At 69.0% G+C, this 13797-nt stretch carries 7 protein-coding genes, 1 tRNA gene and 1 pseudogene; 2 read left to right on the top strand and 7 right to left on the bottom strand.

Annotated elements, in window-relative coordinates:
* Positions 1 to 69: 69 nt before the first annotated feature.
* The 4 genes and pseudogenes from ACLQ26_RS09575 to ACLQ26_RS09560 all read right to left on the bottom strand — a co-directional run.
* On the bottom strand, positions 70 to 840 hold the full coding sequence (locus tag ACLQ26_RS09575) for a hypothetical protein (protein ID WP_425744094.1): 771 nt from the start codon (positions 838 to 840) through the stop codon (positions 70 to 72).
* 149 nt (positions 841 to 989) lie between these two features.
* Entirely contained in the window at positions 990 to 4058 is a 3069-nt protein-coding gene (locus tag ACLQ26_RS09570; protein ID WP_425744093.1) for a VWD domain-containing protein, read from the bottom strand.
* Between the two features lie 145 nt (positions 4059 to 4203).
* The gene (locus ACLQ26_RS09565) at positions 4204 to 4590 is read right to left on the bottom strand and encodes a hypothetical protein (protein ID WP_425744092.1); all 387 of its coding nucleotides are present in this window, start codon (positions 4588 to 4590) and stop codon (positions 4204 to 4206) included.
* 173 nt (positions 4591 to 4763) lie between these two features.
* Positions 4764 to 4861, bottom strand: a pseudogene (locus ACLQ26_RS09560) (kinase); the annotation flags it as partial.
* A gap of 785 nt (positions 4862 to 5646) precedes the next feature.
* Between ACLQ26_RS09560 and ACLQ26_RS09555 the strand changes: the two are divergent.
* On the top strand, positions 5647 to 9786 hold the full coding sequence (locus ACLQ26_RS09555) for a polymorphic toxin-type HINT domain-containing protein (protein WP_425744091.1): 4140 nt from the start codon (positions 5647 to 5649) through the stop codon (positions 9784 to 9786).
* A complete protein-coding gene (locus ACLQ26_RS09550) occupies positions 9776 to 10225 on the top strand; it encodes a hypothetical protein (protein ID WP_425744090.1) in 450 nt (149 codons plus the stop codon). Before ACLQ26_RS09555 ends, ACLQ26_RS09550 begins: the two co-directional genes overlap by 11 nt.
* A 140-nt stretch (positions 10226 to 10365) precedes the next feature.
* Here ACLQ26_RS09550 and ACLQ26_RS09545 read toward each other — a convergent pair.
* From ACLQ26_RS09545 to ACLQ26_RS09535, 3 genes are all read right to left on the bottom strand, one after another.
* A tRNA-Lys gene (locus ACLQ26_RS09545) sits at positions 10366 to 10441 on the bottom strand.
* Between the two features lie 68 nt (positions 10442 to 10509).
* On the bottom strand, positions 10510 to 10806 hold the full coding sequence (locus ACLQ26_RS09540) for a DUF6582 domain-containing protein (RefSeq protein WP_007456213.1): 297 nt from the start codon (positions 10804 to 10806) through the stop codon (positions 10510 to 10512).
* Positions 10807 to 10927: 121 nt separating this feature from the next.
* A complete protein-coding gene (locus tag ACLQ26_RS09535) occupies positions 10928 to 13627 on the bottom strand; it encodes an RICIN domain-containing protein (RefSeq protein ID WP_425744089.1) in 2700 nt (899 codons plus the stop codon).
* Between the last annotated feature and the right edge of the window lie 170 nt (positions 13628 to 13797).

The raw sequence follows: 13797 nt of genomic DNA, 5'->3' as shown, positions 1-13797 counted from the left end.
ACCATTCCACGGCACGCCGTGCCGCGTATATCAGGGCGATGATCTCTAGATAATCCACGAGGGCTGCCTTCAGAAGTCGGGAGTCCACAGCGAATTCAGAGACACCTCCGGCAGGCTCCCCCGGATAAGTTTCAAGACGCCGCTCGACAGTTTCTGACCGTACGCCGCACACACCTGGTTGTAATCTCCTCCGCAACCCTCGATCTCGGCGTGGGCCAGCTTCGCGTAGAACTGAGCCAGCGCCATGCACTCGCCGGCGAACGCCTCCAGGTCGAAGTTGAACGGTATTCCGAGACCTATAGCCGCACAGAACCTGCCGTACTCGGCTTGATAGTGGGCCACCAACTGCCCAGTACTGCGCCAGCTGACATGGTGCGCGAGGTGGGCGCACAGAAGCGGAGACGAAGCACCTTCCAACACGGCAGCCAACTCCGCAGATCGCACCCGGAGCCGGACGTTCCGCAGCGCGGCCAGGTCAACAACTTCCGCGAGACTGACAATGCCGGCACGCAGGCTCACCACCTGCCGATTCAGTTGGCGCAGCGTCAGCACCACGGCTGACTCGGCCTTGGCGAACCAGCGGGCGTACGCGGCCAGGCGTTCGTGGAAATTGCGTGTGGTGACGAACAGGCTCACGAATCTGCCCTGAGTCAACGGCTTTCGTCCACTCAACACCGCACGATGCTTCTGGGCGCTCAGGACGGCTGCGCGACTGGGCAAGGCACGTCGCTCGATCAGACAGGCGATACCGGAATCGAGCAGTTCGCGATAGTCGGGATGGCCGACACGCTCGGGATTTTCAGGGTCGAGAAAGGACATTGATTCAGAGAATAGATCCACGCCTAATAAGCTAGATGGGCAGAATGCAACCGTCCAGCATCGGATCATGCTCGCCGGTCAATCCCCCAGACAACCGGACGGTAACTTGGGATCAGCCCTTCCATGCCCATCACCGAACCGGCGACGGATCGTTGGGGCCAATCCCTCGCTCACCGGTGCAGGGTGAGGCTGACCCGCCCGGTCGCGGTGCCCGACGGGTTCACCACCACCGTGTACGTGCCGGTGGCCGGCAGCACTGTCACGTCGACAGTGCCGGCGCCGTTGATGACGCAGCCGCTGGCCAGCAGGATGCCGTCGGGGCCGCGCAACTCCAGTACGCCGCACTGGTCGGGCAGGGTGGCAGCGCTCGCCGTCAGGGCCACCGAGGTTCCCGCCGAACCGGTGAACCGGTAACCGAGCAGCGCACCCGGCCGGACCACTTCAGCCACCACCGCCGGCCCGTCCACGGTGATCGTGCCGCTGCCGTCCCGGCCGGCGAAGAGCCGCAGGGCGAACGCACCTGTGGTGCGGTCCACCGGATCGACCACCACCGTGTACGCGCCGTCGGCGGGCAGCAGCGTGCCATCGACCTCGCCGACGCCGTTGACGACACAGCCGTTGTTCACCAGGTGCCCGCCGACATCCTCGATCCGCAGCGGCGAGCACTGGTCGCTCAGGGTGCTCGTCGGCACCTCCACGAAGACCCTTTCGCCGGCCCGGCCGGTGAACCGGTACCGGGCCTGAGCGCCCGGCTGCTCGATCATCGCGGAGACCGCTGGTCCGTTCGGCTCGACAGTGCCCGCCGTGTCCGAGGCGGCGTAGACCCGTACGGTGGCCCGGCCGGTGTCGCCCGTCGCGGCGGTGACCTCCACCGCGTAGCTGCCGGCGGCTGTCAGGTCGACGCGGTCGATGTAGCCGGAGCCGTTGATGTTGCAGCCGCTGCTCACCTCCCGGCCCTCCGGGTCGAGAAGCCGGTACGCGGAGCAGCGATCGGCGATTCCACTGGCGACGACGTCGACGAAGACGGCGTCCCCGGCGCGGGCCGGGAAGGTCAGCCGGTCACCACCCGGGGTGAGGACGGCGGAGGCGACAGGCGTGGCGGCTATCGGCACGGTCGGCGGTGGTGCGATCCGCTCGGTGGCCGCGCCGCCGACGGCGAACTCGGGTCGGCCGCTGACTCCGACGTCGAAGACGCAGTCGGCGAACGCGGCTGGCGCGGTGACGCCGGCCCAGCGGCACAGTTCCTCCGCCGCCGCCCGGCGACCCGGATCGAGGTCGGCAGTCGTCATCGGCCGCTCGGGAAAGGCGCGGTCGGTGAAGGTTCCGGTGTCCTGGCCGTCCTCGTAGGGCAGCAGTGAGCGCTCCTGTGCGACCCGCCAACCGTCCGCGTACGCCGGGTAGAGCTTCTCGAAGGGCACCGGTTGCGCAAGCGCCGGCCCGGAGGCGGCGGCGATGTCGTCGCTCGGGTCGCCGTCGAAGTCGCCGAGCAGGCCGCGCACCTTTCCCGCCCGGCTGCTGTCCAGTTTCACCAGCAGCCGGTAACCGTAGTGGCCGATCTGGTCCACGGCCGCCGCGGAGCCGTCCGGCCAGCGCAGGTCGTAACCGTCCGCCGGACCGGTGTCGGACGGCCGGCGAGCCAGGGTGCCGCCACCGCCGAGGTCGATCCGGTCGGGCGGTACGGCGACCGGCGCGCCGTCGACGTACAGCCGGGTTGCGCCGCCGCTGAGGGTGAGGCTGACCCGCCGCTCACCGACCCGGAAGGCGACCGCGCTGTTGACCGAGGCGGTCCGGGTGCCGGCCATCGGGGTCTGCCGGACCTGCACCTCAAGCGGATCGCCGCCGGTCGCGGCGACGAGCACGAACTCGCCGACCGCCTGGAAGTCGTAGAAGGCCCGGTCGAAGGTGACCAGGTGCGGGTCGCCGTTGGTGCTCGCGCAGGCGGCACCCTCCTCGCAGAGCTTCGTCGGCCCCTTCGCTGGCGGCTTCTTCTTCGCCGGCTTCTTGCACTCGTCGAGGTTCTTCGGCAACGGCTTGCCGTCGTACTCGGTGCGTGGCGGCAGCCCCTTCGCGACGCGGTAACGGTTCTCCGCGAGCGTCGCCTTCACCTCGGCGGTCTTGATCCCGGTGGCGCCGCACTCGCCCGGCGGCACGGCGCTGCGGGAGATGTCGTCGGCGTGGTTCAGCTCGTGGTACAGCCCGGCGCAGGGGTCACGGACCACCCCGTCTCCGTACGGCTCGGTGGAGGTCGGGTTCCAGGTGACAGTGGAGGAACCCTTGCCGTCCGCGCTGTCCGGGGTCTCGAAGGCACCCGAACCACCCCGGGTGGGGATGATCCGCACCTTGGGCGACTTCGAATCCTTGAGTCGCGGCAGGATCCCCGCCGGATCACCACCGGCCGCCGCGAACCCCTGCAGGCAGCCGTCGACCGCCGCCTGGAAGTCGACCCCGGCGACGGGTGCGCCCGAGTTCGGGTCGACCGTGTAATCCGCTCGCGCGGGCTGCGCCGCCGCGACCACGATCCCACCGACGACGACCAGCAGCAGGGCGGCGGCGCCCGCCGGGGACCGGCGGCGGACCCGCAGGACCACTGTCGCGACCACGAGCAGCAGCAGCACGAGCGCGGCACCGCCGAGCAGCCAGACCCATCGGGGTACGCCCGACCCGCCGTCACCCACGACGAAGGTGGCGGTCCGCAGCGCGGTGACCCCCGCGCACGAGTTCGCGGCACCACCAAACGGCAACGTCACGTATCCGGCGGTCACCTCGTACCGGCCGGCCGCCCCGATCGGCCAGAGCGTGTCCAACCCACCGCCGTCGGGCGTCGCGGCCACCGAGCGCAGCACCACGTCACCGGCGTCGTCGCCGTCGTGCACCCGGACAGCTGTCAACGGCACGGTAACGCTCGCGCCGGGCTCGACAGTGGTGAGGCCGGCGGTGGCGACCGCGGCCACCCCGTCGGCGTAGAAGCTGCGACCGAGCACCGCCGCCACGTCCCGCCCGTCCCGGCGTACACCGGTCACCTGGACGGTCCCGGTGGCCTCGGTCGCCAGCGCGCAGGCCGCGCCTGTCGAGTTGGTGACCGTGAGATCCACCCGGACCGGCTCACCGATCCGATAGGACTGTCGGTCCGCGCGCAGCTCAAGCCCCAGGCCATCGTCCGCGGCCGCCGTGCCCCGCCCGACGACCAGCGCGGCAAGTAGTACGGCGGACCCGGCCGCGAGTCGCGCCATCAGCCTCATGGAGGCTGACTGTAGGGCCGGCCCGCCCGTGTTCCCACGCACTGTCGGGCACCGGTCGCAACCGTGGCTCGCCGACCCCGCGGCCCACCCCGCTCGTTGATCCGGTACGCGTCGGCGACCGCCGCCAAGAGCTGACCGGTTGCCGTCAAGGGGTGCGGCGTTCTCCCGTGTCGCGGGGCAGCCACCGCAGCGCGGCGTCGGCAGTGTCCTCCGGGGTGCTGTTGAAGGCGATCGCCGCGTCGGGAGCGTACCGCCGGACGAGGTTGACCATCTTCTCGAAGAGCGGGAGCAGCGGCTCGTGCTTGCGGATGCCGCCGCCGACCACCACGCAGGCGTAGTCCCTGCGGGTCAGCGCCTCGACGACGGCGGCTTCGGCGTCGTCGTCGGGCGCGACCAGGCACAGATCGGCCTCGACGTCGTGCTCGGCGAAACGGGCCTGACCGCGCTCTATCGCCGCCACGACCGGCGCCGGGTCCCAGCCCGGGATCCGCACCGGATCAAGACCGATCACCAGTACGGGCCCCAGCGCCATACGCACTCCTGTAGGACGGTCCAGTCTCGCTCAGCACCGTCGATGCTGTCACAGGCGGTGGCAGCATCGACGGTGGCGTTCGCTCCGGCTGGCCGCGACGGCCTCAGCCACGAGTTGATCGATCACCTGGTGGCACAGGTACGAGAGCGTCGGCTCGCTGTGGTCTGATCGGGCGACCGCCCTCGGTGGCCGTCCCGCAGGGAGGTCAGCCTGCTCCGGTAGCGGCTGCTGTGCAAGATGCCTCCAGCACGACGTGATAGCCGTGGTCCAGCGGCTCCGGTGACAGCAGCACCACCTGTCCATCCCAGGAGACGGACGGGATCGGCTCGTATGGCGCGTGGTCGACGCGTCCGGCGCGGGTGGCGGCGAGATGTCGGCAAGCCGGTCCGGGCCGGTGAAGAGATCGATGATGATCACACAGATCACCGGGTACCTCAGCCCTACATCGGCCAGGGTCTGCATGCCGCGCAGGGTCGGGCATTCGTCCACGTGCCGGCCCGGCCGAGGCGGTTCCGGTACAGCGCGCGGTCCGTCGATGCTGACCCGACCTCGAACCCATAAGCGGTGAACAGCCCCCTGACTCCGAGCCCATTCGGGAGCCGCCCACCGAACCGATCCGGAACCGCCGACAGCCGCAAACCCGGCCGCTCGACCATCTCACGCCGGCAGCCACCGAGCGGCGTCCCGGAGCACCGCGCCGTGTCCACCAACGCCACCCGGTCCACCAGCTCCCGAACACCCACCGAGCGACCGCCCACCACCGCTGCACAAGAAATAGGCCCCGACCTTGGTGGATCATTCCGGGCGGTCCGATACGGGGCGGCCATCTACTCGCTGGCGGTATGCGTGAAGCGGGAACTTCCGGGGCAGTGACGGCGCTCGCTGTCTGGCAGACTGCCCCGTGCTGCCCACCCAGTGGTCTTCATATACCTGGGGCGGCATGCCGATTGCACTGCACGCCATCAATGGCGTCTTCAAACGGGGGTTCAGGTGTTATCTCGCATGCTTGATCCGGCAATACACCGCCCGAGGCGGTGGCACCGCCCTGTGCGGGGCATGGCAACCGTGATCGCTCTCACCATGGTGGGGTCGCTCCTCCATGCGCCATCGTCAGCGTCCGCTGCGGAAGGCGACCTTCGGGCCCTTCGAGAGACAGCGGTCGACTACATGGTCTCCGGCGGGCCCTCGGTACGACGGGCCGCCGAGGCCGCTCTGCTGGGGTCCGATCAGGACCTTCAAGCGTTCTTCGACTCGGGGCGCCAGGTGGCTCAGGACGCTGATACGCGGGCAGCGGCACAGGTGCTCGCCTCGATGGATGGTCCATCGACGCGAGCTGCGGCACTGCAGGCGCTGAACGGCTCGGCAGCTGACGTGCGCGCGTTCGTCGACGGCGGCTGGGAGACATCCTGGACAGCGGACGAGCGGCTACGGGCATACCGGGTGTTGTCCGCAGCCGAAGGACCGTCCACTAAGGCCGCGGCGCAGAAGGCCCTGAACGGCTCGGAGCAGGACATCGAGGACTTCCTGTCCTCGGGCCGCGAGGCAGCGCTCTATGCCGACGATCGGTTGGCCGCGACCCGAATGCTCACCGGTGGACCGAACAACAGCGGCCCGGTACTGAACACCGCCGCGGCGCAGGCGCTGTCGGGATCGCCGGAGGAGCTGGCGGAGTTCCTCTCGAGCGGTCAGTTCGTGGCCCGAGCGCGGGATGCGGAGCTGGCCACGATCCGGGCCTTGACCGAGCAGGCCAGGCAGGCCGGTGAGGCGACCTCACGGGAGTCGCTGGCCGCGGAGGAATTCTCCACTCGGGCGTCGAACGCCGCTGAGGAGGCGAAGAAGGCCGCGCTGGCCGCGCAGGCGGAGGCACAGGCGGCTGGAGGTGCCGCGGCAAAGGCGTCGGCTGCGGCCGGGCGCGCAGCCGATGCCGCGGCCAGCGCGGCGAAGGCCGCACAGGAGGCGGTCGCGGCGTCGAACGCAGCCATGCGGGCAGCGAGGACCGCGGCGGATGCTTCGCGACGGGCGGTGACGGCGGCGTCGTTGACTGCACAGGCGGCGGCGCGGGCGCAGCGCGCTGCGGCGGCGGCGCGGGCGAACGCCGGGGATGCCCGAGCGGCACGGGAGGCGGCGGAGGCCGCACGGGACGCGGCAGCGCGGGCGCGTGAACTGACGCAGGTGAAGGCTGAGCGCGACCGCGCCCTGGCGCAGGCCGATGCGTCATCGAAGGCGGCGAAGGCGGCGGGCGTGAACGCGGACGCCGCTGCGAACGCCGCTGACGCGGCGAGCAGGCAGTCGGGCGTGTCGGCGCAGCAGGCGCAGCGCGCGCGGGACGCGGCAGCGCGGGCCCGGACCGCGGCGGCGACAGCTTCCCGCGCAGCGGGTCGTGCCGAGGCACTGGCGCGATCGGCGGCGCAGGCGTCGGCGGAAGCGTTCAGCTTCGCCGAGCAGGCGGCGACGCACGCGGAGAACGCGGAGAGATCGGCGCTGGCCGCGGCGGTCGCCGCCGAGAACGCCCAGTTTTCGGCGGCAGAGTCGGCCAAGGCCGCGGCTGCGGCCGTGGAGTCGGCGAACCTCGCGGTAGCCGCTGCCACCAAGGCAACGGAGTTGGAGACCCTGGCCCGCCAGGAAGACGAGGTGCGGCTGACGGAGGCCGCCGAGCAGGGCGTGCTGGCGGCGCAGGAGGCTGCGGCCCAGGAACAGCAGATCAGGGCATCGGCCGGGGTGCTGGGAGAGTGGAACCGCAGTCTGCTGTGGGACACAGCTGAGGAGCTTCGGGTCGACCCGGCCACCCGGGCCCTCCTAGACCAGGCGGCAGCACCGGGCGTTACGACCGCGACGATGCTCGACCAGGGCCGCCGCGCAGCCGTAGCGCTGACCAGCACCGGCGGCGAGTGGACCAAGTACGCCGCGATGGACGTCCTGACCGGCGGTGAGGTCGAGATGCGCACCTGGCTGGCCACCGGCCGGAGGGCTGCGAGCGGTCAGGACGACCGGTCCAGGGTGTGGCACCTGATCGACACCCTGCCCGACGGGCCGCAGAAGACGGCTGCGAACACGGCGTTGGCTGGTGACGACGCGGCCGTGGATGCCTTCCTACGGACCCGCAACTACCAGGGGAAGGTCGCCAACGATCGGCGGTCGATCTACGCGATCCTCGATACTGCCCAGGCCGCCGGCCAGCTGACGCTGAAGGCGGCTGCCGAGCGCGCCCTCGCGGGTGACGCCACGGCGGCGCACGACTTCCTCCGCACCGGCCAGTACACCGCACGCACCGCCGACGAGCGGCTAGAGGTGTACCGCGTGATGGACGCCGGAGGTCCGGAGGTCAAGGCCGCCGGGCAGGTCGCGCTCTCCGGCCCGCCGTCGTACATCTCGTATTTCCTCGCCACGTCCCGTTACCAGGCGGCGCAGAGGGACTTGGAGCAGGCCGCCCACGTGGCGACGGTTCGCAAGCTGATCCTCGAGGCGCAGCAGTACGCGCAGAAGGCCCTGGAGGACGCCGCCCGAGCGCAGGAGGCAGCGCTCGACGCGGCGGGCAGCGCCGCCGAGGCGGACAAGGCAGCCGCCAGGGCGACGGCCGCCGCCCAGGCGGCCGAGCAGCACAGGGCGAACGCGCAACTCTCGGCCCAGGCAGCAAAGAAGTCAGCCGACGACGCCGCCGCGTCCGCCCAGACCGCCCGCAACGCGGCGAACTCCGCGCAGGCCAGCGCCAACAGCGCCGCCAAGTCGGCGGCGACCGCGAGCGCCGCGTCCCGTCGTGCGAGCGCGGACGCCGCTGCAGCAGCGGCAGATGCAAGGGATGCACGCGCTTCGGCCACGGCCGCCGGTAAGGATGCTGCGGCCGCCGACTCCGCGGCCAGAGAAGCTTCGGCCATCTACGCCACCAAACTCAAGGAGTGGGAGCAGCTACAGCGCAGCACCGCAGCGGGCACCGGCCCGGGCGGCACCGGAACCGCGGCGGACAGCCACAAGAGCTGGGGCTGTCTGGTACCGGAGTCCGCCATGTCGCCGCAGTGCGTGAACGTATACAAGGACCTGGCCGGGGTTCTGACGAACCCGGCCAAGTGCAGCGTTCCGGCGAACTCGGGCACCCCTGGCTGCTCGATGCTCAACGATCTCAAGGGATTCGTCGACGAGAACCCTGGCCTGATGCTCGACATGCTTCAGTTCGTTCTGGGCATGTGCGGCCTCGTCCCGGGCGCTGGGGAGGTGTGCGACGCCGCCGACGCGGCAATCTCGTTCGGCCGCGGCGACGTGGTCGGAGGCCTGTTGTCCCTGGGCGCCATGGTCCCGGTGGTCGGCTGGCTGGGCTCCGGCGCCAAAGCCCTGAAGAACTCTGACAAGCTGCGCACGATCAAGAACATCGTCGAGCAGCTCATCAAGTGCGGTAGCAGCTTCACCCCCGGTACGGCGGTCCTGCTCGCCGATGGGAGTCGTCGGGCGATCGAACAGATCCGGGTCGGCGACGAGGTCCTGGCCACCGATCCCGTCACCGGCACCACGGCAGCGAAGGCAGTCACCGCCCTCATCGGCAGCGCCGGCGTCAAACAACTGGTCGATGTCACCGTCGACAGCGACGGGGCAAAGGGTGACGCGACCGGAACCGTCACGGCCACGCACAACCATCCGTTCTGGGTGCGTGATCTTGGCGAATGGGTCAGAGCGGAGTCGCTCAAGCCGGGGCAGTCAATCCGTACGGCTGCGGGGACCTGGGTGCAGATCGAGTCCGTGTTGGCGCGGACCGAGGTCTCCCAGGTCCACAACCTGTCCATCGCCGACCTGCAGACCTATTACGTCGTTGCCGGTGATACGCCAGTTCTGGTGCACAACGCGGGCTGCCCGCCCGCGATCGGGTTCAGCGCGGACACCGTCGCCACGGCGTACCAGGGAATGCGGGCCGATGGCGGGCACGCCATGCGGCGGCTCGTCGGCGACATCGTTCCCAACGTGGGGAGCAACGAGGTGAAGAGGCAGGCGTTCGAGAACATCACCTCCTCGATCCTGACCTCGCCACAGAAGACCTTCGACTGGACTCTGGGTGGGACCGGCGGCATCCGGAACAAGGGGTTCATCGGTCAGGTCAACGGCAAGACGGTCGCCCTTTTCGTAGCGAAGGAGGGCGAATATGCAGGTAGGGTTACGTCGTCGAAGATCGTCACCCCGGAGGATCTGAAGTTGTGGGGTATCTGTGGCTGCTGACTTGGCATCCGGGCTGCGGTTTGCCGCACAGCCGGTCGTCAGTGTCTTCGTCCCGGGCACTCCCGCCGTGTCGCCGAACTTCGTGTTCGGCGGCACGGCGCCAGCCGAGGTGCAGAGGTACTCGCTCGAGCGGGAGGAGCCGGACTCCTTTCCGTACGCCTGCGTCACTGAGTACGATCTGATCTTCGACGAACTGCCGACCGACCTCGATGGCTATCTGAGGGCTTGCCTGAGCGCCGCAGCCTTGGCGGGCGGAAGCGTCGTGTGGCTGGGTTTCGAGGGCTCCTTCCACTTCGACAACATCCTGACCGAGACGGTCGCGCCGCAGGTCTATGGTGTCGGCGCTCCAGGGGTGGAGCCGGTCGTGGCGCCTGATCTGGCCACCCTCAAGACGCTGGAATGGCGGTCAGTGGTGACATCGTTCCGGAGCCGACTTTAGCTACGACGAGAGTTCGATCTCGCCGCGAACCGGTCGCGGTGGCCGCACCCGCTGCCGCCGCGACCGGTTCGCACCGCGCCGGCACGAATGCAAAAGGACTCCGCCCGGGTGACGATCCACCAGGACAGAGCCCTAATTGCTGGTGCGCCGCCAGGGACTCGAACCCCGAACCCGCGGATTAAGAGTCCGCTGCTCTGCCAGTTGAGCTAGCGGCGCTCGCCGGCAACGGGAAGAGACGGTAACACGTCCCCGAACCTGCTTTCGGACCCGTCCCGGAGCCCGGTTCAGTGCGCGGGGTTCGGCGTGTGCGGCAGCTTGCCGAGTTGACGCCAGTTCGTCTCGGCGACGTCGACGCCGTAGTGCTTCGCGGCGGCGAGGATGTTCTGAAAGGCCAGGTCGCGGTCCTTGTCGGTGACGCCCTGCACCTGGTCGAAGCGGGCGATGGCGTTACGGACGTGGCTCGCGTCGGTCATCGGCTCCTTGCGCTCGTCGGGGAACGCGAAAACGCTCTCCGGCAACTCGCGCTTGTCCTTCTCCGACAGGCCGCCGTGCTTCTCGTGAGGCTTCCAGGTTGTCTTCATCACCCACCATTACCCACTTGTTGTCCGGTAGCACATGCGGCACCGACGAGGTGTGGACGGCGGCAGCGGGAACGGCCCGGGGCCGGGCCGCGATCGGCCCGGCCCCGGTGTGCTCGGTCGGTCAGCTCCGCAGGCTCCACCGCTGGTTCGCGCCACCGTTGCACGACCAGAGGATGATCTTCGTGCCGTTGGCGCTGGCCGCGCCGTTGGCGTCGAGGCAGAGCCCGGACTGGCCGTTCGTGATGGTGCCGTTGGCGTTGACGTTCCACTGCTGATTGAGGCCGCCGTGGCAGTCCCAGATGATGACCTGGGTGCCGTTGGCCGTACCCGACCCGGAGGCGTCGAGGCACTTGTTGCCGTACACGGTCAGTTGCTTGCTGGCGGTGGAGGTCCACCGCTGGTTCGTGCCGCTGCCGCAGTCCCAGAGCTGCACCTGGGTGCCGTTTGTGGTGGAGGAGTTGGGGACCTCCACGCAGCGGCCGGACTGGCCGCCCACGAGCTGTCCGCCCTGCGGAGTGCCGCCGCCGCTCTGCTGCCGGACGATCGAGGTCGACTCGGCCGACCGGTTGCCCTGTGCGTCGACGACGAACAGGCGGTACTCGCCCTGGGTCGCCGGCACGGCGATTGACGTGGCGGTGCCGGCCGCCCTGGTCATCGTCGCCCCCGCGGTGAAGGTGGTCGTGCCGGACGGCGCCAGCCAGACCGACTTGGTGGCGTCGCCGGTGCTGCGGATCGGGATCGTCGCCGTGGCGCTTGTGACGAACGTGCTTGCCGGCAGCACGTAGTTCGGTGCGGAGAACCTGCTCGCCGGGATGATGTCCCGGTAGGCGTCCTCCAGGCCGGAGTTCGCCGCGATGCTGTAGGCCGCCGCCGGCCAGACGTAGTCGGAGGAGACGAGGATGTCGGCGACAGTGCTGTTCGGCAGGTTCTTGTTCGACACCTTGTTGATCGGGCCGTAGATCTGCGTGATGCTCAGATCGTGCTTCCGGCCGAAGTCGTCCGAGTTGATCATCCAGGTGACGTTCTTGTCGATGTTCAGGACGTTGTCCCGGAAGGTGATGAACGCCGATCCCTCGTCCGGGTGGAGTCCGTACTTGTGGCCCGCGGGCACGCCCTGGAAGTAGTTGTTGGTGATCGTCGTCCCGGGTTGGCTGCCCAGCGTGTAGATGGGTGCCGTGTCACTGAGGCGCTGGACCGTGTCGATGATGTGGTTGTAGCTGATGGTGTTGTTCCGCGCCGTCGTGGTCGGCCGGTTGGGCACGATCGAGCCCGACGATCCGTCGAAGTTCCACCAGCCCCAGCCCATCGTGATGCCGGACCAGGGAGCCTTCTCGATCCGGTTGCGCTGGATCGTCAGGGTGTCGACGAAGTACGCCGAGATGGGGCTGTGTCCGTTGAACAGGACCGCGCTGTCGTACAGGTAGTTGTTCTTGATGTCGATGTTCTTCGGCAGCCCCTCGACCTGCGGGGAGTACTTCTCCCGGTTGGTCGACGTGCCGTCTCCGATGTAGACGTGCTGGGGATGGCCGACGTTGATGGCGGATCCGGCGACGTCGTTCGTGTAGTTCCCGATCAACTGCGTGCTCTGCACGTCGTTGACCATGCTGATCCCGTCGGCGCCGGTGTGCTGGATCCGATTGCGTTGCAGGAGGATCCCGTCGGCGTTCTGCACCTGGAGGATGCCGGGAGTGACGTCCACGTTGCGGTAGTAGTAGACGTGGAAGTTGCCCTTGGCGTACACCTGGGCGCCGAGGTTGCCCTGCTGCGCCTGCTTGAACGACGAGCCGGCGACGTTGAACAGGTTCCAGTCGGAGTGCTGCACGGTCAGGCCGGAGAACGTGATGTTGCGCGCGTGGCTGCTCGTGGAGGTGCCGGCTACCCGCAGCACTGTGGTGACGTTGTTCGGCGCGAAGACCGACGCGGTCGACATGTCCTCGGTGCTGGCCCTGTAGTAGTAGACGGTCCGGGCGCTCTTGTCGAAGTAGAACTCGCCGGGCGCGTCCAGGAACTCGTACGCGTTCATGAGCTTGTGGGTGCCGCCGACCTGGGCGTTGCCGTTGAACGAGCCCTGGGCGATGGCCGCGCCCGGCTGCTGGAACAGGGCGACCCGGTTCGCGCCGTCGGAACTGGTGGTCACCTGGCGGACCCCCACGATGGCCGTGGTCCAGGTCGTACCCGTCTCGATCTCCAGGTCATCCTGGTTGCGGGCGATGGCGGGGAAGTCGTTCAGGCTGTATTTGGCGCCGTCGCACTGCGACCCCGACTCCCACGCCCAGGCGGCCTGGCCGGCCGTGACGGTGTAGGTGCCGTAGCACCCTCCCGAGCTGATCGTCTTCGACGCCATCTGCGCCCGCTTGTCGTTGACGTAGAGCGTCCGCAGCTTGGTGCTGCGGTCCAGCGGGGCCTTCCAGATGTTGCCGCTGTGCTGGGTCCAGCCGGTCACCGGAACACCACCGTCGAGGACCGGGGTCTCGTTGTTGTAGGCGGCGTAGACGACCCGGAAGCCGTTGGTGCCGGAGTCACTCGACCCGAACTCGACGGTGCTGCTCACCGGATAGGTGCCACCGCGCAGATACACGTTGATGTCGCCGGTCATGTTCGTGTTCACCGTACGGACGACGTCCCGCGCGCGCTGCAGACTCTTGAACGGCGCTTCGAGCGTCCCCGGATTGGCGTCGTTTCCGTCCGGGGCGACGTAGTAGGTGGCCTGGGCAGCGGCCATGGCTGGCCGTTGCTGAGCCGTCACGGCCGGCAGCGTGGCGGCGACGAGCATCGCCGCCGCGATCAATGCCGTACGGGTGGTGGATGCGGCTGATCTCACGTGCTGTTCCTTTCCTGGTCGTCGATGTGGTGCCTGATGCGTGTATCGAGCGACGAGCAGGAAACAGCGACGCCACTTAGGACCGGCGGGGGCACCTGCCGCCCGGCCGCACTCTTTTGCCAATCGCTACGAACTGTCTCCGGGAGCGTAAGTCACACGTGTGACGACTG

It is taken from the genome of Micromonospora sp. DT43, assembly GCF_049841645.1.
Classification (GTDB): Bacteria; Actinomycetota; Actinomycetes; order Mycobacteriales; family Micromonosporaceae; genus Micromonospora.
The sequence above is the reverse complement of the archived record's forward strand: the minus strand, read 5'-3'. Positions and strand labels throughout refer to the sequence as shown.